Genomic DNA, 22,234 nt, shown 5'->3' with positions numbered 1-22,234 from the left:
CGCGGCACCGGACGATAATGTAATTCTCATGAATGAGAGCCTGGAGCCGTTGCCCACCGAGGAGCACCACGAAGGTGGGTTTCGGCCGGCGCGGTCTCAGTCGGTGGATCGCACGCCCGACATCTCCCGTGGCGGTCCGCATTACGGCGAGTTCATCGAACAGGTTCGGGGACTGATGGACCGTGTTCGACTGGCCTCCCCTTCCGATGACGTGGCATTGGAGGCCATCACGGCGCTGAAGGAACTCAACGGCCTGTTGGACACGGTCCTGGTCGATGAGTGGTCGGTGCCCGGTTGGGTCCGACCCGACGTGCCCGCGAACGGCAACATCACCCTGCCGCCGTTCGTCGTCGATCGCTCCGACCGCGACGGTGTGTCGGCTCGAATTACCTTCCGCCGGTTCCATGTCGGCGGCAATTCGGCGGTGCACGGCGGTCATATCGCGCTCGCCTTCGATACCGTGCTCGGCATGAGTGGGGTCGCCTATTCGGGGGCGGCGATCCGCACCGCATCACTGACCGTCGACTACCGATCCATTACCCCGCTCGACACGGAGCTGACCATTCGTGCCAGGGTCGAGCGGCAGGAGGCGCGCAAGATCTTCTTGGTCGCGACCCTGCGCGACGGCGACCGGTTGTGCGCCGAGGCGCGCGCACTATTCCTCACCTTGCGGCCCGGACAGCAGTAGTCGCCAATATTCGCAAAACCCCTCTGGCTGCCCGCATCCGTTGTAAGAATGACATTCTCCATATGGAGAGAGAGATTCGCGCAGTGCAGAAGGAAGTTATCCCGCAGATGAGGAACCTCGCCGCGGTGGCCGTTCACCGGCAGAACCGCTGAGGGGTAGAAGTTGTGAACCGCCTCAGCCGACGTGTATCAGCCTGTCCGTGCCCAGTGGTGCATAGCCATGCCGATCTTGCATGCGGGCATGACGCCTTTCTATTCCTTGGCTGCGCCCTTAGTCGCCTTGGCATTCTCTTTCTGTGAGATCGTGATTCTCTCTTTTTTCCAGCTCGAATATCAGTGAGGCAGCAACATGCATCAGATACCCAAAGCGGCCGGATGGGCGGCCGTCGCGATCGTGGCCAGCACGATTTGCGCCGGAACCGCAACCGCCGAACCGGACCAGGCGACTACCCCGTCCACCGCCGCGGTAGTCGATAGTTCCCAGCAGCAGCCCGGTGCGGCGCCCATAGATCCCGGGCAGGAGTACCTGAACGCGTTCACCTCGATCACTGGCGCCTTCGCCAGCGATTCCACGGCCGGCCGGGTGGTCGGGACGACGATCGGTGTGCTGGTCGGGTGCCCATTGGGTGCGGTGACCGGCGGAGCCCTCACGCTCCCGACGGCCGTATTGACACCGGTAGGGATCGTCGGCGGCTGCATCATCGGTGCGAGCACCCTCGGCTTCCTGGGCGGGACCGTCGGCAGCATCGTCACCGGCTCACCCGCGATGAGCAATGCCCTTGGCCAGCAATACAACTCGCTGCATTCCAAGGGACTGATCGCGCAAGAGGTCCCGAATCCCGATTCGGCCCAGTAGCTCTACACCCGACCCAGGAGATAGATGACAATGAACCTCAAGACTCGTGGCGTGGCCGTCACCACCTTGACCGCGGCAGCGGTCGCGATCGCCGCTGGTACCGCGCGCGCCGACGCGGATACCACGGTCGCCGTCGATGCCCAGCAGAATCAATCCGTCACCACGGACGTAGCGCCCGGCGTGCATTTCAGCGACGATCTCGCCACCGGAAAGTCGGTGCTCAGTACGCCGTTCGGCACTGTAGTCATGCAACAGGGCCAATTCGATGTCCGTGATGCCACGGGCCGGACGGTCGCCGGAGCTCCCATTCAGGACGACGCCACTTCGGCACCGGCTGTCCCCGACTCGAGCGCCACACCTGCGGCGCTTCCGGTCACCGCGGCCGCGGCGCCGGTGGCGGGTGACCCCATGTCGAACTTCAACCAGGCTGTCGAGGCTGCGAATCCGCATATGGGTGCCGCCTTCGCGGTGGGTTCCGCGGTGGGTTCGGTGATCGGCGCGGTGGTGGGCTGTCCGTTCGGCATGGCGACCGGCGGCACCCTGATGACGCTCATGTCGGCGGGCACGCTGACGGTCCCCGCGCTCGCGGCGACCTGCCTGATCGGTGCGGTCGCGGTGGGCGGCTTCGGAGCCACGGTCGGCGGTCTCGCCCTGGCCATCCCGGTCGGTCTCGCTGCCGGAACGCAGAAGTACAACCAGCTGCAGGCTCAGCACGCCACCGATGCACCTGCGGCTCCCGCCCATTCGTAATCCCCGCACGCAGTTACCAGCGGGGCGTTCACCGGCTGTGCTCCGATGATCGCCCCGCCGGTGCCGCGACCGCGCTGGTTCCTCGAGACCCGGGGTGTCGTCGTTCCCCGCCGCTCGCCATCCGCGAACTCGCCGGTGCGGCGGCTCGCGGGTCGGTAGGTCGGTTCCGGTCTGTGATCGAGACCGACGACTGAATCCGAAAAGTGCTCGCCCAGCGATCGACCTGAGTTACGGGGTGGTGGTGGACCCAGGTACACCATCATTTCGGGACCGCACTCCCTGGGCTCCCTCCTGCGGCGACGGCATTGTTGATCTCAACGAACCCGTCGGCCTCGCACCGAGCCGATATCCAGAGAGGACAGCCAGCATGGCAACGATGAAGTCGGTTCAGACCAGCACACCAGGCGCGGTCACGGTGGTCGAGCAGCAGCTCCCGACGCCCGGCCCCGCGGATGTGCTGGTGCGGATCCGGGCGTGTGGAATCTGCGGTACCGACGCGACTTTCGTGCACATGGGTGGTATGCCCAAGGTGCTCGGGCCACAGGTCAAGGCCGAGGCTCTGACGCCGGACCAGATGCGGCCGGTGGTGCTCGGCCACGAACCCGCAGGCGAGATCGTCGAGGTCGGCGCGGACGTCACCGGACTGCGAGTGGGTGATCACGTCGTGGTCAATCCGCAGGCCGCCCCGTCGGGCATCATCGGTTGCGGCGGACCGCTGGGCGGTATGAGCGAATATCTGCTCATCGAGAATGCCGAGGTCGGCTCCAGCGTCGCCATCGTGCCGGATTCCGTGCCCTTCGCCGTGGCCGCGCTCAACGAGCCGATGGCTGTATCGCGGCATGCGGTGAACCGCTCCGAGGCCGAGCCCGGTGATAAGGCGATCGTCTTCGGTGCGGGCCCGATCGGGCTGGGTGCGGTGATCTGGCTGAAGCTGCGCGGTGTCGAGCACGTCGTCGTCGCCGACGTGATTGCCTCGAGGCTCGACACCGCGCTCGCGGTCGGGGCCGACGCGGTCATCAACTCCGCCACCGAGGATGTCGCTGCCCGTCTCGGTGAACTGCACGGTCACGGTCGCAATGCCCTCGGCGCACCGCGCCCCGACACCGACATCTACATCGATGCGGCAGGCGTCGCCGCTGTCGTCAATACCGCACTCGCCAACGGCAAGTGGGGTGCCAAGCTGGTTACCGTCGCCGTGCACAAGCGGCCCGAACCGATCGACCTGGGTGCCATCCTGCGTAATGAGATGACCATCATCGGCTCCCAGGGCTACCCCTCCGAGATCTTCGAAGTGACTTCCGAAATCGCCGAGCACGCCGACCGCTTCGCCCGGCTCATCAGTCACCAGGTGCCCTTCTCCGACGTGCAGAAGGCCTTCGAATTGGCCCTCACCCCGGGCGCGGCGGAAAAGGTGGTCGTCACCTACGAGTGAGCCGCAGTGTGCTCCCGCTGGACGGTAACGACGCTGGTGGGCCATCGACCTGCGAAATAGCATTCTTCAATTCGAGAACTACTCTCCCGTCCGATCGACAAGGACTGTGAATGACCGAAGTTACGGCGCGACCGTCCGAACACGCCGAGCCCACAGTGCGCACCGCCGCGGGGTCGGTCCGTGGTCGATGGGAGCACGACGTGGTCGTCTTCCGTGGGATCCCTTTCGCGCAACCACCGATCGGTACCGCGCGCTTCGCGGCACCGCAGCCGGTCGCGAAGTGGGACGGTGTCCGGGACGCCTTCGAATTCGGCCCACCGCCGCCGCAGGAAACCTCGTTCGGTAACCGCTCCGGCACTGTCGCGCTGCCGGACGGCGACGACTGGCTCACGGTGAACGTCTGGACACCCGATCCCGATCCGGCTGCATGTCGGCCGGTGCTGGTGTGGATCTACGGCGGCGCATACAAGCTCGGTTTCTCCGGCAGTCCCGGCTACGACGCGCAACACATCGCGCGGGACGGCGACCTCGTTGTCGTCACGCTGAACTACCGGGTCGGTATCGAGGGCTTCGCGCGCATCGACGGCGCACCAGCCAACCGCGGTCTGCTCGACCAAGTCGCCGCCCTCGAGTGGGTGCGGGAGAACATCACCGCATTCGGCGGGGATCCCGATCAGGTCACCGTCTGCGGGGAATCCGCTGGGGCAGGGTCCATCGCGGCGCTGCTCGCCATGCCGAGGGCGGCCGGACTGTTTCGGCAAGCGATCCTGCAGAGCATGCCGGGCACCTTTTTCTCCGATGAGCTCGGCACCGATATCGCGAGGGCCATCGCCGCGCACGTCGGCCTGCGACCGACGGTGGCGGACCTGTCGGGTGTGGATCCACGGCAGTTGACCGACGCGGGAGCCGAAGTCGGCGCATCGATGCGGCAGTACGAGCGATGGGGTGCGGTGGCCCACACTATTACCGCGTTCTCGCCCGTGGTCGACGGCGAGGTACTGCCGAAGGCGCCGTGGCAAGCGCTCGCCGGCGGCTCTGCCCGCGACGTCACGGTGGTCATTGGGCACAACCGGGACGAATTCCGGCTGTTCCTCGCCCTCGGCGGCCAACTCGGCACGATCGATGACACGCAGGCGGCCGATGCGCTGCAGGTGTTCGGCCCGGGATCCGACGGTGCGGACGCGTACCGTACGGCATTCCCCTGCGCCGGACCGGAGGAACTGTTCGAACTGGTTCAGACGGACTGGCTGTTCCGGATGCCCGCGCTGCACTTGGCCGATGCCCAGGCCGCAGGCGGTGGCCGAGCCTATATGTACGAGCTGACCTGGCACGCACCCGGAAACGGCGGTGTCCTGCGCGCCTGCCACGGGCTCGACGGACCGCTGTTGTTCGCCGCCTTCGGTGCCCAGCTCGGCCCGCTGCTGCTCGGTCCCGAACCGTCGGCCGAAGCGCGGGAACTGTCGGCCTATATCCGTGCGCGCTGGAGCGGGTTCGCCAGGACGGGCGAACCAGGTTGGGCCGCTTATGATCCCGAGCAGCGTCTGACCCATATCCTCGATGTGCACCCTTCGGTCGCCCCTTATCCAGAGGAAACCTCCCGAAGTCTGTGGCGCGACCACGTCTTCTCCGCGCTGCCTCTTCGTGGTCAGCGGTAGCCGACGGCGACGAGCACCGCTCTCGGGTAATCAGCGGCCGATGAAGCCCGGCGCGCGTTTGGCTTTGAATGCCGCGATACCCTCGGCGACATCAGCGGTCTCGAAGAGAGCGGACTGGCCTTCGCGCTCCAGATCGAGTGCCTGCTCCAGTTGGGCGAGGGCCATCGCATTGAACGCGCGCTTGGTGCGGGTATATGCCGCCGTCGGCCCATCGGCGAGCTTGGTTGTCAGCCTTGCGATTTCGGCATCGTAGTCGTCATCGGGCACGAACTGGCCGATCAAGCCCCATTCGGCCGCCACCGGTGCGGGAATGCGCTCGGCCAGCATGGCCATGCGTGCGGCGCGGGCATATCCGATCAGACTCGGGACCAGAGCGGTAGCGCCGCCATCGGGCATCAGGCCGATATTGGCGAAGGCGAGCAGGAGATAGGCGGATTCGCGGGCGACGGTGATATCCGCGGCCAGGGCCAGTGAGCAGCCGACGCCGACGGCAGGGCCGTTGATCGCGGCGAGCACGGGTTGTGGTGCGGCGCGCAGGGCGCGGATCAATCGGTTCGCCGCATCGAGGGTCGCGACCTGTGGACCGTTGCTGGCCGAGTTGGAAAGATCCGCTCCCGAACTGAAGGCCCGCCCGTTGCCGGTCAGCACGAATACCCGAACAGTCGAATCGTCGCCGAGTTTTTCGATGACCGCCGCGGCCTCGTTCATCATGTCGGTGTTGAGGGCGTTGAGCCGTTCGGGGCGGTTGAGGGTCAGCCGCACGATCGCGTCGGTTCGTTCCACGAGGACATCGGGCTGGTCGGGCATTGTCGGCCTTCCGGGTCGAGATCGGATCTGAGCTAATCTAACCAGATTAGGTATACTCTTTCCGGTCGAATGCGGCCATGTCCACTGGAGCGTCGATGCAGTTGGCCCGTCTCGCCGGCACGGTTAGTTTTTAGCTATGCCGGATTCGGAGATCGATCTGTTCGACGAGTTCGCGGTGGAACTCACCGCGGACGGAACTCCGACCGCACCCATGGTGGTGGTCTCGCTGGACGCATTCGGCACAGAAACACCGGACCGAATCGCCCGGACCATCGAACGGATGAATCAGGCACTACCGCTGGTGATCGGGGTGCTGCGCGGCCCTGTGACACCGGGCCTTGCGCCGCTGCTGGAGGCGGCCACACTTACCGTCGCGACGGATGCCACGGCGAGTTCGCTGCCGCAGGCCGTCGTGGTGGACGATGTCGATGCCGCGCTCGATCTGTTACGGGGGGCGGTGCGGCGTTCACCGCGCGCGGCCGTTGCCTGCGGGCAGCTGCTGCGCCAGACGGTGCGATTGCCGACCGTGCCCGCGCTGGCGGCGGAGGCGGCGGTGTACTCGATGCTCCTCGGCGGCACCGAATTCGAGCGTTGGCTGGTCGAGCGTGGCGCGCCGCGCACGGTCGAACCACCATCGCATCCATTGGTCCGGACCTCCCGCGACGACGAGCGCCTGACGATCACGCTGGATCACCCGCAACGCCGCAACGCACTCAGCATGCGGCTGCGTGAGGAGCTGCTGGAGGCGGTGCGCCTGGCGGACCTCGACCCCACGCTCACCACAGTCGAAATCAACGGCGCGGGACCGGTTTTCAGCAGCGGCGGTGATCTGGACGAATTCGGTACAGCGACGGATCTGGTGGCCGCGTACCTGGTCCGGCTGGACCGGGCGCCATGGCGGATCATCGACCGCATTCGGGAGCGCGTCACGGTGCGCGCCCACGGCGCCTGCATCGGGGCGGGCGCGGAGGTCGCCGCCTTCGCGGGCACGGTGATCGCTGCCCCCGACACCTACTTCGCATTCCCGGAAGTGCGAATGGGCCTGGTGCCGGGAGCGGGCGGTACCGTCAGCGTGCCGCGACGGATCGGTCGCTGGCGCGCCGCCTGGTTGATGCTGACCGAACAGCGGTTGGCGGCGGCGGCCGCGTTGGAATGGGGCATGGTCGATGCGGTCGAACGGACGAGGAGGTGATCGCAACGGGTACCTCGGCTACGGCAGCGGTGCTGCGGGATTGGGTGTGCTCGCTGTGCCCGTCCGATGTCCTGTCGCGCCCGCTCGAAACGCAGCCGGAGTGCGCCGCGCTCGCCTGGGCCGCATCCGGCGGCATGGATCTGACCGGACGCCGCGACAGCGCCCCCGCCCTTTCTCCCGCAGCGGCGTACGGACTACTCCTCGAGACTGCCGAGGCCCTGGCGCGAATCACCGCAGAGGTCGGCTCCAAAGTCCGAGCCGACCCAGGGCTGTTACTGACCGGCCGAGCCGGACTCCTGAACCTACGACGCGCCGGTCAGCAAACGGCAGGCGGCGCCGGTCGATTACTGCGAACCTCGGACGGCTGGTGCGCGATCACCTTGAGCCGCCAAGACGACATCGACTCGATACCTGCGATCCTCGGCGTGGATTCGGTGCCCGACGATCCCTGGGAAACACTCACCGAAGCCGCCCGCGAGTGGACCGCAACCGACCTCGCCGACCGAGCACAGCTACTCGGCGTTCCCGCCGCCGCGCTACCCTCCGCTGTCCACCCTGCCGCCGCGCCCCCTGCCGCCACCGAGCTGTCTGCCGCTGCGCGCCCCGCCGCCGCACTTCCTGCCGACCCGCTCCCTAGCGCCGCGCCCCCTGCCGCCGCGTCCGCTGGTGCGCGCCCCGCCGCGGTGCCCGTCGACGCGGACTCTGCCGCCGCGGTGCCCGCTGCCGTGGACCCCGCCGCTGCGCCGTCTGCCGCCGTCCGCCCTGCTGACGTCCGCCCGGCCGACGCACGTCCTCCCGCTGACGTACGCCCTGGCGCCGCGCCCCCTGCCGCTGCGCTGTCTGCGGCCAGGCGCCCGGCCGACGCGCGTCCCGCTGCTGCGCCGCCTGCTGCTGCGCCGCCTGCTGCTGCGCCGCCTGCTGCTGCGCCGCCTGCTGCTGCGCCGCCTGCTGCTGCGCCGCCTGCTGCTGCGCCCCCTGTCAGTGATTTGCCCGATGACGCGGTACGTCCTGTCGCGGGACCATCAGCCGCACCGTCCGCGACGCCGGGTCCCCAATCCCCCTGGCAGACAAGGCGGATCGCCGAACCGGTCGTCGGAGCACGGCTCGACGGGGCGGTGGTCGTGGACCTGTCCTCGATGTGGGCGGGGCCGCTGTGTGCCCACCTGCTCGGGCGCGCCGGGGCGCGGGTCATCAAGGTAGAAAGCACCCGACGTCCGGATGGCGCACGCCGTGGTGATCCCCGGTTCTTCGATTGGCTCCACGACGGGCACGAACAGCTCGCCGTCGACTTCCATACGCCCGAAGGGCAGGCCAAACTGCGCGAGCTCATATCCACCGCGGATGTGGTGATCGAGGCATCCCGGCCGCGGGCACTGGCAGAACTGGGACTGGCTCCCGGGGAGCGCGTGCATCGCGACGGGCAGGTCTGGCTGAGCCTTACGGGGTATGGTCGCGCCGAGCCGATGCGGGTGGCGTTCGGCGATGACGCCGCGGTGGCGGGCGGGCTGGTCGGCTGGGACGGGGCTGAGCCGGTGTTCTGCGGTGACGCCATCGCCGATCCACTTACCGGAATCTGTGCTGCCCTTGCGGTGTGCTGTGCCGTTCTGGGTGGCGGAGGACAGCTGATTGATCTGTCCATGCGGGCCACCGCCGCCGCCTTTGCTGCGGCCCCCGCGCTCACCCATGGACCGCATCGAGTACTCGCCGATGGCGCGGATTGGGTTGTCGAATGCGCGCGATACGGTCGTTCGCAACGGGTGCTGCGCCCGCGGGTACCGCGCCTGGGTGGCGGGACATGAACGAAATATATTGTTCCCCATGCTGATTCGTGACGCCGAGGTATTCGGTTCCGGTCGGATGGACGTGCGCACTCGCGGCGGTGTCATCGTCGAATGCGCAACCGGATTGGTTCGCCTGCCAGGTGAGGACGAGATCAACGCAGCCGGTGGCTGGTTGTTGCCCGGACTGCACGACCACCACATTCACCTGCGTTCACTCGCGGCGACCTACGAATCCGTTCCGCTGGGCCCACCGCAGGTGCGCACCGCAACGGAGCTTGCGGCGCGACTACGGGAGATTGATCGAAAGCTGAAGCCGGGCAAGTGGATTCGTGGCACCGGCTACCACGAGTCGGTAGCCGGACCCCTCGATCGCGCGGCGCTCGACCGGATAGTCCCGCACCGTCCTGTGCGCGTACAGCACCGCACGGGTGTGCTGTGGCAGCTCAACTCGATGGCGTGCGACCTGGTCGACCTGGACAGTAATGATGCACCGGGTGTGGAACGCGACGAGACCGGTCGGCCGACCGGGCGATTGCGCCGACTGGACTCCTGGCTAGGGGAACGAATCGACTCGCGCACAACGGATCTGGCCGCCGTCAGCGTGGCTGCGGCGGCAATGGGCATCACCGGATTCACCGACGCGACCCCGGGACTCGCACAGGCCGATATCGACCAATTGGCCGAGACGGTCGACGCCGGGCGGATTGTCCAGCGCGTGCACTGCATGGCTCCTCCCGAAGTGTACGAGCCCGACGGCGCACGTTTCACGTTGGGCCCAACCAAGATCGTGCTCGATGATTTCGATCTGCCTGCCTTCGATGAATTCGCCGACCGGCTGCGCGTGATTCATGCGGCAGGCCGGTCAGTCGCGGTGCACTGCGTCACGCGGGTGCAGTTCATCTTGACCATGGCCGCACTGGATTCGGCCGGTGTGCGCGCGGGGGACCGGATCGAACACGGCGCGGTGATCCCGTACGAATCACTGGATTGGCTACGCGGACAGCATATTTCGGTCGTCACCCAACCGCATTTCGTGGTCGAACGAGCCGAGCAGTACCACGCCGAGGTGCCCGCCGAGGATCTGCCGGATCTCTGGCGTCTGCGTTCGCTGCTCGATGCCGGGGTAGGGGTCGCAGCCGGATCCGATGCGCCATTCGGCGCGCCCGATCCGTGGTCGGTACTGCGTGCCGCGGTACATCGCCCGCCGGAATTCCATGCCGCGGAAGGAGTGTCGCTCCTCGCAGCGCTGTCACTGTTCTTCGGCGCATCCGACACCCCGGCGACACCGCGCCGGATCACACCAGGCGCGGTCGCTGACTTGACATTGCTGTCGGTGCCGCCGAGGCAGGCCGCACACCACATCGATGCCGAGCTCGTCTCGGCGACCATCGTGGCCGGTGAGCTGGTGTATTCGGGTCAGTAGACGCCGCACATACCGTCGATCGAGACCTCTTCGACCAGCCCGTCAGCGTTCACCAGGTCGGACTCGTGCGCAGTGCCCTGTTCCGCACGCCCTTCGAACCGATATTGTCAGTTTGTGACGAATATCGAACGATAGCGATGCCCACTAGCGGGCTCGGTTGGATCCCGGTGAGCGGGATGACCTCGAGTATGCCCGGTCTTCGCGTCGGTAGCCGCTTTCCGTAATCCCGAGACAGCCTCGCCAACCCGACCCGAGCTCGGCTTTCACGACTATGATCGGCAGGTCGGGGTCGGCAGTTCAGCCTCGAGAGGTGATCGTATGTTCCGACATTGCGGCTTCGGGGGTTCGCACGCATCGACGACGGTCGATTAGCCGATTCGCCATGCCCGATTCCGAGAACGACCGCACCCAGCGCGATATCCAGTTCGGAATCGTCGCGGAACTGACCGCCGCCGGATTCGAGGATGCCGAGGAGATCGGTCGCGGAGGTTTCGGGGTCGTCTACCGGTGTCTGGAGCGCTCGCTCGATCGCACCGTCGCGGTCAAGGTGCTGACCTCGGAGATCACCGGCGGCGAACGCGAGCGCTTCGTCCGCGAGCAGCACGCGCTCGGCCGACTCTCGGGCCACCCCAATATCGTTGCGGTCCACCAGGCCGATGTGACCGCCGACGGCCGCCCGTTCATCGTCATGCCGTTCCATTCGCGCGGTTCGCTGGATGCGCGATTGCGCGCGACGGGCCCGCTGCCGTGGCAGGACTTGCTGTCGATCGGCGTGAAGATCGCCGGGGCGCTGGCCGCGGCGCATGCCGCGGGCACATTGCACCGTGATGTGAAGCCCGCGAACATCTTGGTGACCGACTACGGAGAGCCGCAACTGGCGGACTTCGGCATCGCGCATATCGGCGGTGGATTCGAAACCTCCGACGGACGCATCACCGGCACACCGGCATTCACCGCACCCGAGGTGCTGCGGGGCACGCCGCCGAGCGCGGTTGCGGACATCTACAGCCTCGGCGCCACTTTGTTCACCCTGCTGACCGGGCACGCGGCCGTCGAACGCCGCACTGGTGAGGCCGTGCTCGCGCATTTCGTCCGAGTCACCTCGACTCCCGGGCCAGACCTGGGCGAAGTCGATGTTCCCGCCGAACTCCGCGCCGCGATCGAAGCGGCGATGGCCACCGATCCGGATCGAAGACCGCGTACGGCAGTCGAATTCGGATATCTGCTGCGCGATGTCCAACGCCATAGTGGGCTCGATGTGGACGCCATGGCGGTGCCCGCGGACGCGCAGCAGCCGCGGTCCGGTCCGATAATGGTTCCCGCACAGCGTGGGACCGGCCCGCGCACCACGGCGCCACCGCCGGTCCCGTCCACCAAATATCGCCCGCCAACCTCGGCCCGTCCCCTGGTGGACCGGCCGCGGCTGCTGCGCAAACTGCAGGAGGGCGGCAATCGTCGACTACTGCTCATCCACGCGCCGCCGGGCTTCGGCAAGAGCACGCTGGCCGCGCAGTGGCGCGATGTGCTTACCGCACAAGGGATGTCGGTCGGCTGGTTGACGATCGACCACGACGACAACAATGTCGTCTGGTTCCTCGCCCACTTGGTCGAGGCGATTCGCCGAGCGCGCCCGGATCTGGCCGGCGGGCTGGTGACAATGCTGGAGGAGCGTTCCAGCGATGCCACTCGCTACGTGCTGGCATCGCTCATCGATGAAGTGCACGACAGCGGTGCGCCGATCGCCGTCGTCATCGATGACTGGAACCTGGTCACCGATGCCGGTACCCGCGCCGCCATGGAATTCCTGCTGGATAACGGATGTCATCACCTGCGGGTGATCGTCACCGGCCGAACGCGGGCGGGATTGCCGCTCAGCCGGATGCGGGTCGGTGACGAACTGGTCGAAATAGATTCCGACGACCTGCGGTTCGACGATGCCGAGTCGGCGGCGTTCTTGCTCGATATCAATCGGCTGAGGCTGGACCGATCGCAGGTCGCCGAACTGCTCGACTCGACCGAAGGCTGGATCGCGGCATTACAACTCGCCTCGCCTCGCTGCGCGGTAGCCGTGACCCCGCCGGATTCATCGATCAACTCTCGGGCCGAAATCAGGCGATCGGCGAATACCTCGTAGAAAACGTGCTCGATACGCTGGATCCGGAGCTGCTCGACTTTCTGCTGGCGACCTCGATCACCGAAAAAATCTGTGCCGGACTGGCCGAAGCACTGTCGGGCCCTGCGGCTGCGCAGCTGTTGCAGCAGGTCAAGGCCCGAGATCTGTTCCTGCGCAATGTCGACTCCCTGGACAATATCGGCGGCGAATTCGAGTGGTTCCGCTATCACCGTATGTTCGGCGACTTCCTGCGTCGCAGGCTCGCCGAACAGGATCCCGACCGATGCCTGCGGCTGCATCGCATCGCGGCCGACTGGTTCGCCGATCACGCGATGTTGAACGAGGCGGTGGATCATGCACTGGCCGCCCATGATTCGGTGGGTGCGCTGCGATTGATCGAGGATCGCGCGACGGAACTGCTCGAGAGTGCCCGCACGGCCACACTGCTCGGGCTGGTCGCGAAACTGCCGACCGCGGTCGCGGTATCGAGTGCGCGTCTACAACTGTTCGTGGCATGGGCGAATATCTCGCTGCAGCGGCCGGTGCCAGCCGAGGCGGCGTTGGATCGGGCCGACGCGGTGCCGGGTGCTGGTCAGCCGGATATGGACGACATCACCGATCTCAATGTCGAGGCCGCGCTGGCGCGTGCCGCGTGCCGACTCACCTCCGACCGAGTCGCGGAAATGCCGGAGCTCGTCGCGCATCGGCTCGAGACGGAGGTCAACCCATTCATCGCGACCATCGCGGCGGGCGTTGGATCGGCCGCCGCCCTCTATCGGTTCGACTTCGACGAGGTGTACCGGTGGCAGCGGTGGGTGGCGCCGCATCGGGCCCGGGTCAAGGGACCGACCGGCTTGCTGCACAGCTACGGCCTGACCGGTGTGGCTGCCTTCGAACAACTCGATATCGCGGCGGCGCAGGCGCATCTGGAAACCGCTCGGGCGCTGGCACTGGAGACCGGCCGCTATTCCTACATCACGCGCATGACGGGCGCCTTGCTCGGTGCACTGTGTTATTGGCGGGGCGACATCGACGAGGCCAAGGGGCTGCTCGACGAGAGCGTCAAGGCGGGGCCCGAAGGTGGTGCCGTCGAATTCATGTCGGCGACCTATGGCATCGGCACGCGAATCGCGGCACTGCGTGGCGATCTCGAGGCAGCGCGGGAGCGGCTCGCCGAGGGGGCGAAGATGGCGCACAATCTCGCGCTGCCCCGGTTGGCCGCGCGCATTGTCAACGAACGGGTCCGCCTCGGCCTGCCCATCGCCGCGGACGAGGTCGCCGCACTCGAGCGACTGGAGCCCTACCGCGCCGAAGGCGACGGGATCACCATCCTGACCTCGGAAATCCAGTGGGATTCGGCGATCCGGCTGCTATTGGCGGATCGCTCGGCTGGAAGCATCGAGACCGCCACCGTACTGGCCGAGCGGTTGGTCCGTGGCCTCGAACACCAGCGCCGCCCGCGGGCGCTATTGGAGGCGCGACTGCTGTTGGCGTGCTGCCTGGCGAGCGCGGGCCGTTTGGAAGAGGCTGTCGCGGTGCTGGATCCGGTATTGGCGCGGTGCGCTGAACTCGGCCTGCCGCGGTTGGCGGCTGATGCCGGAACTGCCATCGAGCCCGCCGTCGTCGCGCTCATCGGTACCGATCCGGCGCTGCGCCGGACGCCGCTGACATTTCTGACGCAGTTGCTGCCAGCCGGTACCGGGCGGCAGTAGCTCGGGAAAACATTTGTGGCGTGGATCACAGTCGTTCGTCTTGGGTCGGCCGCAGAGGCTATATTGAGTGCACTGAATCTGGCTGTCACTCATTCGCCGGTCATCGCGTGCGAGGAGTGGACACATCGATGTGTTGCATGGCGAGGACACGACAATGGCTCGACACAATTCACCGACGGCGCTCGTATGCCAGCCCGAATGGAACCCGATTTCGCTGCGCCGGTCTCGCCCGTGTGGTGACGATTGCCGCATCCGAGTGCATTTTCACGGGCACCCCACGCTGCAGTATCGCGCGGCGCGGGAGGCCGCCGAGTGTTTCGCTGCGGCCGTGCGCGGATTGGGCGTGGATGTCGACATTGATACCGAGCTCGACGAGGGGCTGCTTCCGCTGCCCTGTGCGCGGCTGTGGACCTCTTAGCCAGATCCCGACAATGAGGAGTCTCTTTTCGCATGACGATGATCGATGCCGCGATCCTGGTACTCCGGCTGGTGGTCGGGCTGACCATGGCCGCGCACGGCTATAACCACCTGTTCGGCCCGGGTGGTGTGGCCGGTACGGCGGGGTGGTTCGCCTCGATGGGACTGCGGCCGCCCCGGGTGCACGCGATATTGAGCGGTGCCGGGGAGTTGGCGGCCGGAATCGCCTTCGCGGCCGGGCTACTCACCGCGCCCGCGGCGGCGTTCATCGTCGGCAGCATGGCGGTGGCCGCGGTCATCGCGCATCGGAAGAACGGCTTCTTCGTATTCAAGGACGGCTACGAGTATGTGCTGATGCTCGCTGTGGTAGCCGGTTGTATCGCGGCCATCGGGCCGGGCACGGCCTCGCTCGATAGCGCGCTCGGCATTGATACGACGCTCGACGGTGGTCTCGGATTGGCCGTCGCGGTAATCGGTGGCGTCGGCGGCGCGGCGATTCTGCTCGCCGTGAGTTGGCGGCCGAAAACGCAAGCAGAATAAGGGAATTCGACGACCCCCGCACCGTCGTGGTGCGGGGCAGTTCGCTATCTCAGAACCACGCGCCTCGCTCGCCCATGGCGACCAGCTCGCCGAGCGCTTCGCTGGGCAAGGCGATCCGTGGCGCGGCAGGTATATGGCGTGGCCGGTCCGGCTGCGGTGTGACGCCGAACAACTTCTCGGATATCGCGTGCGCGGTATTGGCGACCAACGGCGCCAGTCGTTCGAGTGCGGCCTGGGCGTCGCAGACGATGGATATCGCGCCGATCGGCCCGTCCGGACCGCGCACCGCCGCACCGACACAGGCGATATGCGAATAACATTCGCCGCGCTCGAAGGCCAGGCCGTTGCGCCCGCGGATCCGGCTCAATTCCTGATGCAGGATGCCGATATCGCTGATGCTTCGGGCGGTTCGCCGCTGGATCGCGCCCTTGAACTGTTTGTCGACCCGCTCGGGTGACAACCAGGCGAGCATGCTTTTGCCGATGGCCGTGCAGTGCGCGGGGGCGCGGCCACCGACCCGTGATGGAATCTCCACCGCGGCCCGGCCGCCGAATTTATCCAGGTAGTAGACCTCGGTGCCATCCAGTACGGCCAGGTGCACGACCATCTCGGTGCGCACCGCCAGCGCGTGCAGTAGTGGGAAGGCCGCGGCACGCAATGCGTTGTGGCCGTCTTCTCGACCGCCGAGACCCAATGCTAGGGATCCGAGGCCGTACTCCCGGCCGTCGCGCTCGAGCCAGCGCAGCTGAACGAGATGTTTCAGGATGCGGTGGGTCGAGGACCGGGGTATGTTGGTCCGGCCGCTGACCTCCTCGAGCGTGAGGCGCGTCTGGGCGCCCCCGAACGATTCCATGATCAGTGTCATGCGTTCCACGAGCGAGGGGGATAACGCAGACTGCTCTGCGGCGTCGGCAGCTTCACTGATCCTCAACATCGAGGTCATCTCAGCGCCTCCTAACTTGGCCGGACTCGTACTTCAGCGGCCAGTCTAAACACGCGAAGGCGCCGGATCGGCGGAAATCGCCGAAATTTATACAGATCGGTACAGAGAACCTTTTGGAACAAAGAGGATACTGATCTGCCTCCCGGCTGTTACTCGCCGCCGGGCGCTCCTGGGCTCAGCCGGAAATGGATGCTTCCGGCCGAGCCTCAGGCTACTGAATATTGCTCGTGCTCAAGCAATCTCGGGTATCGAGCCTGTCATTCGGCGGCGCCCGCGAGGTCGAGTGCCGCGAGGTAGGAGAAGACGAGAGACGACCCGACCGGTGTCCCGGCGCCCGGGTACACCCGGCCGGACATGGCGGCCATCGTGTTACCGCTCGCGTACAGGCCCGCGATCGGCTCGCCGTCCTCGCGCAGCACGCGAGCGTGCTCGTCGGTCTTCACACCACCCTTGGTGCCGATGTCGGCGAGTGCGATGGTGGCGGTGTAGTAGGGCGGAGTGTCGATCGGCGCCACGAGCGGGTTCGGGTAGCCGTTGTCGAGGGGCTGCACGTAGTTCATCACGGGTCCGGCGGGGAACCCGATGACGTACTGGGTCATCTGGTCCCAGGCGGTCTCGCCACGGTGGAACTTCTCGTCGACCCCCTTGTCGGCATAGGAATTGAACTCCTCGATCGACTTACGGAGGTTCTCGGCGGGCACGGCGATGAGATCGGCCAACTCCTCGATGGTGTCGGCCTTGCGCAGCGCACCCGATTCGAACCACTCCGGGCGGGGCGGCACGGCCGGGTCGCCACCGAAGCTGTCCCGGTCGATGTGGCGCTGATCGAAGATCCAGTGGCACGGAGTGTGCGCGACGCCGGTCTCCTTGTGCAGACGCAGCATCTCGCGCCCGGCCCGGTCGTAGGGCAGCAGTTCGTTCATGAAGCGCTCGCCTGCGCTGTTGACCCAGATGCCGCTGCGGCTACCGGTGTGGAAGACCGGTCGTCCGCCGGGTTGCACGAGACCGGGGATGTACCACGCTTGGTCCAGCAACTCGGTGGCCGCTCCGATCGCGACGGCAGCCTGCAGCGCGTCGCCGGTGTTCCCAGGAGCGCCATCGGACCAGTCACCGTGGTACGGGGCGACCTTGTGCTTCTCGCGCAGCTCGCGATTGCGCTCGAATCCGCCCGCGGCGAGGATGACGCCGCGGGTAGCGCGAATCCGGACCCGCTCGCCCTTGCTGACCGCCTCCACGCCGACCACTCGGTCGCCCTCGACGATCAGGCTCTCGAGCGCGGTCTCGAGCTTGTAGGAGCCGTTCCCGGTCTCCAGGAACGCCTTCAGCGTTCGCGCTATGAGCGCGCGGCCGCCGGTGAGCACGGGTGCCGGCTCTCCGCCCCAGATCTCGATGGGCAGCAGGTCGCGGATCAGCGGGGCGAGATCACCGAGTTCGGCGGCGTCGATCTCGGCCGGGAAGATGGTGTTGCCCGCGACCGTCGCGCCCGGCTTCTCCGCGAAGTAGTCGGGCACGGGCTGGTAGAAGAAGGACCCGAACCGCGGGTTCTGCTCGAGTTCGTCGATCAGTATCGGCCCGGTGCGCAGGTAGGCGTCTTGCAGGGCTTCGCGGGACGGGTCGTCGACGATCTCGCGGAGGTAGCCGCGCACCGTTTCGACATCGTTCTCGACGCCCGCGCGGCGCAGCGGGGCACTGCCCGGAAACCACAGTCCCGCACCGGAATAGGCGGTTGTGCCGCCGAGGCGGTCGGTCTTCTCGATGACGAGCGTGCGCAGGCCACGAGACGCGGCGGCGTAGGCGCCGACCAGCCCTCCTCCGGACCCGACGACCACGACGTCGTAGGTTTCCTCGTCAGCGGGCATGAGTATCTCCTTGCTTCCAGACCGCGAATCTCCTGCCATCGCCCGCCCAGTGACCTGGGTCACCCGGAGCGTGGATCTCCTGAGTGTGGGGGCTGCGGCAATCGGGCCGGGATCGGTTTCCGCTGTGCGGAAGGGGTGCCTGCTCCGGCCACGGCGACCGCGCGGCTTCCGGTGGGCGGAAATTCTCCTGGTGGCGCGCGCCACACGAATTAGCGTTCCTGGCCGTCAATCGATTTCAAGGAGAGCTTGCATGACTCTTTCCCACGACTACGATCCCGGCCCGCAGATCGCCCATGCCGGTGGCATCAATCTCGGCACGACGGACCTGGAGCGTTCGCTGGGGTTCTTCCGCGACCTGCTCGGCATGGAGGTCGTCGCGCAGACCGACGACGGTGTGGCCTACCTGCGCGGCTACCAGGAGCTCACCCACCACTCGCTCGTGCTGACCCAGCAGGACGAGGCCACGGTGAACACCTACAGTTTCCGGGTCCAGCGCCCGCAGGACGTCGAGCTCTTCCACAAGCAGCTCGAGCAGCAGGAGATCGAGTCGATCGAACTGCCCGCCGGGCACGAACTCGGCCGCGGCACCGCGATCCGCTTCCTGGTGCCGGGCAGTGAGCACCCGTTCGAGCTGTACTACGACATCGAAAAGCCGGTTGCCCCACCGGAATTACGCTCGAAGCTGCTGAGCAACAGCTCGCGCCGTCGCGGTTTCGGCGTGCGCCGCCTCGACCATCTCAATGTGCAGACCAGCGCGAGCACGGTGAATCAGTCCGAGCAGTGGCTGCGCGAAGCGCTGGGCTTCAAGCGCCGTGAGTTCGCGATGATCCCGCAGTTCCCGGAGACCATCATGGCTTCCTGGCTGTCGGTGACCCCGCAGGTGCACGACATCGCGATCGGTGTGAACGCGGAGGACGCGAAGGCACGGTTCCACCACATCGCCTTCAATATCGAGAACTACCACGACATTCTGCGGGCCGCGGACGAGATCCGTGATCTCGAGATCGACTTCGGGCACGGTCCGGGCAAGCACGGCATCGGTCAGGCCATGTACCTCTACATCCACGATCCCGGCTCCGGTCACCGCGTCGAGCTCTACTCCGGCGGGTATTTGATCATGGATCCGGATTGGCAGGCGCTCGAGTGGAAGGTGCCCGAGCTGATGTACGGCCAGACCTGGTACGGCGATGTCCTCGACGTCGGCCCGGGCGCCGGATTCCTCACCACCTCGCCGTCCGCGGGCCTGAAATGACGCAGCGGACCGCTGACGTCGATGGGCTCACCGTCAACTACCACGAGGTGGGCGAGGGTGAGCCGCTGATTCTGTTGCACGGTTCGGGGCCCGGCGTCAGCGCCTGGTCGAACTTTCAGCACAATCTGCCGGTCTTCGGCGAGCAGTTCCGGGTGATCGCGCCCGACCTGCCGGGCTTCGGCAGTAGCGCGCTTCCCGAACTCGACGAGATCTACCCGGTGGTCGCCGCGAAGCGAATCGCGCGGCTGATGGATCACCTCGGCATCGATTCCGCGGTGTTCATCGGCAACTCCATGGGCGGAGCGGTAGTGGCGGAACTGGCCGCGCTGCATCCCGAACGGGTGCGCCGGATGGCCATCATGGGCTCCGGCGGACTTTCGGTCGGCATCTTCCAGACCGACCCCAGCGAGGGCTTTCAGCGGCTGTTCGAATTCCTCGGCGATCCCACCCGCGACCGCATGATCGCCTGGATCAAGGCGATGGTCTTCAACCCCGCGCTGATCACCGACGAACTCGTCGACGAACGCATGCGCAATGCCACCGCCGAGGGCGTGGTAGATCGGATGAAGGTGATCTTCGGTTCGATGTTCGATCCGAAGCTGCGTCAGACGTATACGCCGCTGTGGACCAAGGCCGCCACCATCACGACCCCGACGCTGATGCTGTGGGGCCGCGACGACCGGATGCTGCCCTACGACCAGGCGCACTTCGCGAACCGCTGGCTGCCCGATGTCGAACTGCACACCTTCGCCCGCTGCGGGCATTGGGTGCAGATCGAGCGCAAGTCCGATTTCGAGCGGGTGGCGATCGAATTCCTCACCCGCAAACCGTCCGCCACGTAGTCCACTCGACTCCGGCGCACCATGCGTCTTTCCAGTGAGCGGAAAGTCCGTGGTGACCGAATGGACCAAGGAATCACAATGACCCAATCCCCTCGCCAGATCGGCACTTTCGGTGGCCATCGCGGCGGCACCTGTAGTTTCCCAGTAAGTAGGAGGTGTGCGTCGTGGCACACGAAGTAGTCCAACGTGTCGAGGAGCTGGGGCCGGAACTGGCCGCACTCGCCGAGGAGAACGAGAAGCTCGGCAAGCTGAGCGACAAGACCGCCCAACTGCTGCGTTCGGCCGGGGTGATCCGGCTGCTGCAGCCCAAGGAGTTCGGCGGTTATGAAGCGCACCCGCGCGACTTCGCCGAAGCCGTGATGGCGGTCGCCCAGCACGACCCCGCCGCGGGCTGGGTGTGCGGCGTCGTCGGCGTTCATCCGTGGGAGATGGCGCAGATGGATCCCCGTCTGCCGCAAGAGGTTTGGGGCGAGAACCAGGACACCTGGATCGCCTCGCCCTATATGCCGATGGGCGTCGCCGATCCGGTCGACGGCGGTTACCGGCTCACCGGGCGCTGGCCGTTCTCCTCGGGCACCGACCACTGCGACTGGGTCTTCCTCGGCGCACTGCTCGGTGACGGCACCGGCAAACCCGCCGGGCCGCCGACCGTGTTGCATGTGGTCGTTCCCCGCGCGGACTACAAGATCATCGACGATTCCTGGGACGTGGTCGGCCTGTGCGGCACCGGCAGTAAGGACGTCGTGATCGAGGGGGCGTTCCTGCCCGACTACCACGTCATCGTCCAGGACGAGATCATGCAGGGTGCGGCGGCCGAGAAGCGCGGGCTCACCGATACGGTGTACAAGCTGCCCTTCACCACCATGTTCCCGCTCGGGCTCACCGCCGCGGTCATCGGGATCTGCGAGGGCGGACTGGCCGTGCACCTGGCCCAACAGCGCGACCGCGTCGCGGTGACCGGTGTCCAGGTGCGCGACGATCCGTACACGCTCTACGCCGCGGGCGAAGCGGCTTCGGAGATCGAGGCCTCGCGGATTCAGTTGATCGAAGGCGTCAGTCGGCTCTACGACCAGGTGGAGGCCGGAAAGCCGGTCACGCTGGAGGATCGGTCGAATATCCGGCGCAATCAGGTCCGCTGTGCCTGGCGGGCGGTTTCGGCATTGGACGAGATCTTCGCACGCTCCGGTGGAAACGCCGGTCGGCGTAGTAACCCGATCCAGCGGTACTGGCGTGACGCGCATATGGCACTGCAGCACATGATCCACGTCCCCGGTACGGCCTACCATGCGAATTCCCTGGTCAAGATGGGGCTCGAGCTGCCGCCGTCGATGATCGTGATGGTCTGACGCGAGCGCGGTAGGGAGGACCGATCATGAACGAGATCCGATCGATGCAGGAGACGGTCGTGGCGATCAACGCGCGCCACTTCCGGGATGTGCTCGGCCATTTCCCCACGAGCGTGGTCGCGATCACCACACTCGACGACGATCGGCGCCCGCACGGGTTCATCGTCGGGACGTTCACCTCCGTCTCGCTCGACCCGCCCCTGGTGTCGTTCCTGGTGGACACATCTTCCACCACCCTGCGACGCATCCGCGAGACCGGGCGGTTCTGCGCAAATGCGTTGGCGGGCAACCAGGAACACGTGTCGCGGCGAATGGCGTCCAGGAGCGGCGACCGGTTCGAGGGCGTGCCGTGGCAGTCGTCCGCATTGGGCAATCCGGTATTGGATGGCGTTGTCGCGTGGGTGGACTGCACCGTTGCCCAGATCGTCGAGATCGGTGATCACGTCCTGGTCGTCGGGCAGGTGCACGAACTACGGGTGGAGTCGGTGCGTACTCCGCTGCTGTTCTTCCGCGGCGGGTACGGCGACTATCTCGCGAGCGCGCCGCTGGTATTGGAGCGGCTCGTCGGGTGGTAATCACCTGAACCCGGTGTGGCAGTGCGCAATTCGGCGACCCCGATGGCAGGGC

At 66.6% G+C, this 22,234-nt stretch carries 19 protein-coding genes and 1 pseudogene; 16 read left to right on the top strand and 4 right to left on the bottom strand.

What is annotated here, in order from left to right:
- Positions 1-28 precede the first annotated feature (28 nt).
- The 5 genes from ACIBJI_RS09110 to ACIBJI_RS09090 all read left to right on the top strand — a co-directional run bounded on the left by ACIBJI_RS09110 (position 29) and on the right by ACIBJI_RS09090 (position 5,380).
- Positions 29-688 (top strand): PaaI family thioesterase, encoded by a 660-nt coding sequence (locus tag ACIBJI_RS09110; protein WP_397083612.1) that lies wholly within the window; start codon positions 29-31, stop codon positions 686-688.
- A 348-nt stretch (positions 689-1,036) separates the two neighbouring features.
- A complete protein-coding gene (locus ACIBJI_RS09105; protein WP_397083611.1) occupies positions 1,037-1,543 on the top strand; it encodes a hypothetical protein in 507 nt (168 codons plus the stop codon).
- 24 nt (positions 1,544-1,567) lie between these two features.
- Complete coding sequence (locus tag ACIBJI_RS09100) at positions 1,568-2,293, top strand: hypothetical protein (protein ID WP_364342713.1); 726 nt, start codon at positions 1,568-1,570, stop codon at positions 2,291-2,293.
- 376 nt (positions 2,294-2,669) lie between these two features.
- Positions 2,670-3,725 carry a zinc-binding dehydrogenase gene (locus ACIBJI_RS09095; protein ID WP_364343090.1) on the top strand — a complete coding sequence of 352 codons (1,056 nt, stop codon included), beginning with the start codon at positions 2,670-2,672 and terminating at the stop codon, positions 3,723-3,725.
- Positions 3,726-3,835: 110 nt separating this feature from the next.
- On the top strand, positions 3,836-5,380 hold the full coding sequence (locus ACIBJI_RS09090) for a carboxylesterase/lipase family protein (RefSeq protein WP_397083608.1): 1,545 nt from the start codon (positions 3,836-3,838) through the stop codon (positions 5,378-5,380).
- Positions 5,381-5,410: 30 nt separating this feature from the next.
- Here ACIBJI_RS09090 and ACIBJI_RS09085 read toward each other — a convergent pair whose 3' ends face one another.
- Positions 5,411-6,187: an enoyl-CoA hydratase gene (locus tag ACIBJI_RS09085; RefSeq protein ID WP_396958139.1), complete on the bottom strand. Its 777-nt coding sequence runs from the start codon at positions 6,185-6,187 to the stop codon at positions 5,411-5,413.
- Between the two features lie 136 nt (positions 6,188-6,323).
- On the opposite strand from ACIBJI_RS09085, the gene ACIBJI_RS09080 reads away from it, so the two are divergent.
- The 3 genes from ACIBJI_RS09080 to ACIBJI_RS09070 are packed head-to-tail and all read left to right on the top strand — an operon-like array spanning position 6,324 to position 10,583.
- A complete protein-coding gene (locus ACIBJI_RS09080; protein WP_397083606.1) occupies positions 6,324-7,379 on the top strand; it encodes an enoyl-CoA hydratase/isomerase family protein in 1,056 nt (351 codons plus the stop codon).
- Positions 7,376-9,178: a CoA transferase gene (locus tag ACIBJI_RS09075; protein WP_397083604.1), complete on the top strand. Its 1,803-nt coding sequence runs from the start codon at positions 7,376-7,378 to the stop codon at positions 9,176-9,178. The genes ACIBJI_RS09080 and ACIBJI_RS09075 overlap by 4 nt, the downstream gene beginning before the upstream one ends.
- Positions 9,179-9,197: 19 nt before the next feature.
- Positions 9,198-10,583 (top strand): amidohydrolase family protein, encoded by a 1,386-nt coding sequence (locus ACIBJI_RS09070; protein WP_397083602.1) that lies wholly within the window; start codon positions 9,198-9,200, stop codon positions 10,581-10,583.
- Here ACIBJI_RS09070 and mftA read toward each other — a convergent pair.
- A pseudogene (mftA, locus tag ACIBJI_RS09065) lies at positions 10,577-10,648 on the bottom strand (mycofactocin precursor MftA); the annotation flags it as partial. The gene ACIBJI_RS09070 and the pseudogene mftA overlap by 7 nt on opposite strands.
- A 317-nt stretch (positions 10,649-10,965) precedes the next feature.
- Here mftA and ACIBJI_RS09060 point away from each other — a divergent pair.
- From ACIBJI_RS09060 to ACIBJI_RS09045, 4 genes are all read left to right on the top strand, one after another.
- Positions 10,966-12,717 carry a protein kinase gene (locus ACIBJI_RS09060; protein WP_397083600.1) on the top strand — a complete coding sequence of 584 codons (1,752 nt, stop codon included), beginning with the start codon at positions 10,966-10,968 and terminating at the stop codon, positions 12,715-12,717.
- 5 nt (positions 12,718-12,722) lie between these two features.
- Positions 12,723-14,408, top strand: coding sequence for a hypothetical protein (locus ACIBJI_RS09055; RefSeq protein WP_397083598.1), 1,686 nt, complete (start codon positions 12,723-12,725; stop codon positions 14,406-14,408).
- A 154-nt stretch (positions 14,409-14,562) separates the two neighbouring features.
- Positions 14,563-14,826, top strand: coding sequence for a hypothetical protein (locus tag ACIBJI_RS09050; RefSeq protein WP_396958144.1), 264 nt, complete (start codon positions 14,563-14,565; stop codon positions 14,824-14,826).
- Between the two features lie 32 nt (positions 14,827-14,858).
- On the top strand, positions 14,859-15,365 hold the full coding sequence (locus tag ACIBJI_RS09045; protein ID WP_364342692.1) for a DoxX family protein: 507 nt from the start codon (positions 14,859-14,861) through the stop codon (positions 15,363-15,365).
- Between the two features lie 49 nt (positions 15,366-15,414).
- Here ACIBJI_RS09045 and ACIBJI_RS09040 read toward each other — a convergent pair whose 3' ends face one another.
- Positions 15,415-16,308 carry an IclR family transcriptional regulator gene (locus tag ACIBJI_RS09040; protein ID WP_397083596.1) on the bottom strand — a complete coding sequence of 298 codons (894 nt, stop codon included), beginning with the start codon at positions 16,306-16,308 and terminating at the stop codon, positions 15,415-15,417.
- A 257-nt stretch (positions 16,309-16,565) separates the two neighbouring features.
- Positions 16,566-18,167 carry an FAD-dependent oxidoreductase gene (locus ACIBJI_RS09035; protein WP_397083594.1) on the bottom strand — a complete coding sequence of 534 codons (1,602 nt, stop codon included), beginning with the start codon at positions 18,165-18,167 and terminating at the stop codon, positions 16,566-16,568.
- Positions 18,168-18,417: 250 nt separating this feature from the next.
- Here ACIBJI_RS09035 and ACIBJI_RS09030 point away from each other — a divergent pair, with 250 nt between their 5' ends.
- The 4 genes from ACIBJI_RS09030 to ACIBJI_RS09015 all read left to right on the top strand — a co-directional run bounded on the left by ACIBJI_RS09030 (position 18,418) and on the right by ACIBJI_RS09015 (position 22,182).
- Entirely contained in the window at positions 18,418-19,419 is a 1,002-nt protein-coding gene (locus tag ACIBJI_RS09030; protein ID WP_364342682.1) for a VOC family protein, read from the top strand.
- On the top strand, positions 19,416-20,261 hold the full coding sequence (locus ACIBJI_RS09025; protein ID WP_364342679.1) for an alpha/beta fold hydrolase: 846 nt from the start codon (positions 19,416-19,418) through the stop codon (positions 20,259-20,261). Before ACIBJI_RS09030 ends, ACIBJI_RS09025 begins: the two co-directional genes overlap by 4 nt.
- Positions 20,262-20,425: 164 nt before the next feature.
- Positions 20,426-21,607 carry a hydroxylase gene (locus ACIBJI_RS09020; protein WP_364342676.1) on the top strand — a complete coding sequence of 394 codons (1,182 nt, stop codon included), beginning with the start codon at positions 20,426-20,428 and terminating at the stop codon, positions 21,605-21,607.
- Positions 21,608-21,633: 26 nt separating this feature from the next.
- Positions 21,634-22,182, top strand: coding sequence for a flavin reductase family protein (locus tag ACIBJI_RS09015; RefSeq protein WP_364342673.1), 549 nt, complete (start codon positions 21,634-21,636; stop codon positions 22,180-22,182).
- Positions 22,183-22,234: the final 52 nt, after the last annotated feature.

This window comes from Nocardia sp. NPDC050408 (assembly GCF_044458905.1).
Classification (GTDB): domain Bacteria; phylum Actinomycetota; class Actinomycetes; order Mycobacteriales; family Mycobacteriaceae; genus Nocardia.
This window is presented reverse-complemented; position numbering and strand designations above follow the sequence as displayed.

Coding starts and splice junctions, on each gene's coding strand:
- ACIBJI_RS09030 (WP_364342682.1), top strand. CDS start 18,418: ATGACTCTTTCCCACGACTACGATCCCGGCCCGCAGATCGCCCATGCC.
- ACIBJI_RS09025 (WP_364342679.1), top strand. CDS start 19,416: ATGACGCAGCGGACCGCTGACGTCGATGGGCTCACCGTCAACTACCAC.
- ACIBJI_RS09085 (WP_396958139.1), bottom strand. CDS start 6,187: ATGCCCGACCAGCCCGATGTCCTCGTGGAACGAACCGACGCGATCGTG.
- ACIBJI_RS09040 (WP_397083596.1), bottom strand. CDS start 16,308: ATGACCTCGATGTTGAGGATCAGTGAAGCTGCCGACGCCGCAGAGCAG.
- ACIBJI_RS09035 (WP_397083594.1), bottom strand. CDS start 18,167: ATGCCCGCTGACGAGGAAACCTACGACGTCGTGGTCGTCGGGTCCGGA.
- ACIBJI_RS09080 (WP_397083606.1), top strand. CDS start 6,324: ATGCCGGATTCGGAGATCGATCTGTTCGACGAGTTCGCGGTGGAACTC.
- ACIBJI_RS09105 (WP_397083611.1), top strand. CDS start 1,037: ATGCATCAGATACCCAAAGCGGCCGGATGGGCGGCCGTCGCGATCGTG.
- ACIBJI_RS09070 (WP_397083602.1), top strand. CDS start 9,198: ATGCTGATTCGTGACGCCGAGGTATTCGGTTCCGGTCGGATGGACGTG.
- ACIBJI_RS09015 (WP_364342673.1), top strand. CDS start 21,634: ATGAACGAGATCCGATCGATGCAGGAGACGGTCGTGGCGATCAACGCG.
- ACIBJI_RS09045 (WP_364342692.1), top strand. CDS start 14,859: ATGACGATGATCGATGCCGCGATCCTGGTACTCCGGCTGGTGGTCGGG.
- ACIBJI_RS09050 (WP_396958144.1), top strand. CDS start 14,563: ATGGCTCGACACAATTCACCGACGGCGCTCGTATGCCAGCCCGAATGG.
- ACIBJI_RS09110 (WP_397083612.1), top strand. CDS start 29: ATGAATGAGAGCCTGGAGCCGTTGCCCACCGAGGAGCACCACGAAGGT.
- ACIBJI_RS09060 (WP_397083600.1), top strand. CDS start 10,966: ATGCCCGATTCCGAGAACGACCGCACCCAGCGCGATATCCAGTTCGGA.
- ACIBJI_RS09090 (WP_397083608.1), top strand. CDS start 3,836: ATGACCGAAGTTACGGCGCGACCGTCCGAACACGCCGAGCCCACAGTG.
- ACIBJI_RS09095 (WP_364343090.1), top strand. CDS start 2,670: ATGAAGTCGGTTCAGACCAGCACACCAGGCGCGGTCACGGTGGTCGAG.
- ACIBJI_RS09100 (WP_364342713.1), top strand. CDS start 1,568: ATGACAATGAACCTCAAGACTCGTGGCGTGGCCGTCACCACCTTGACC.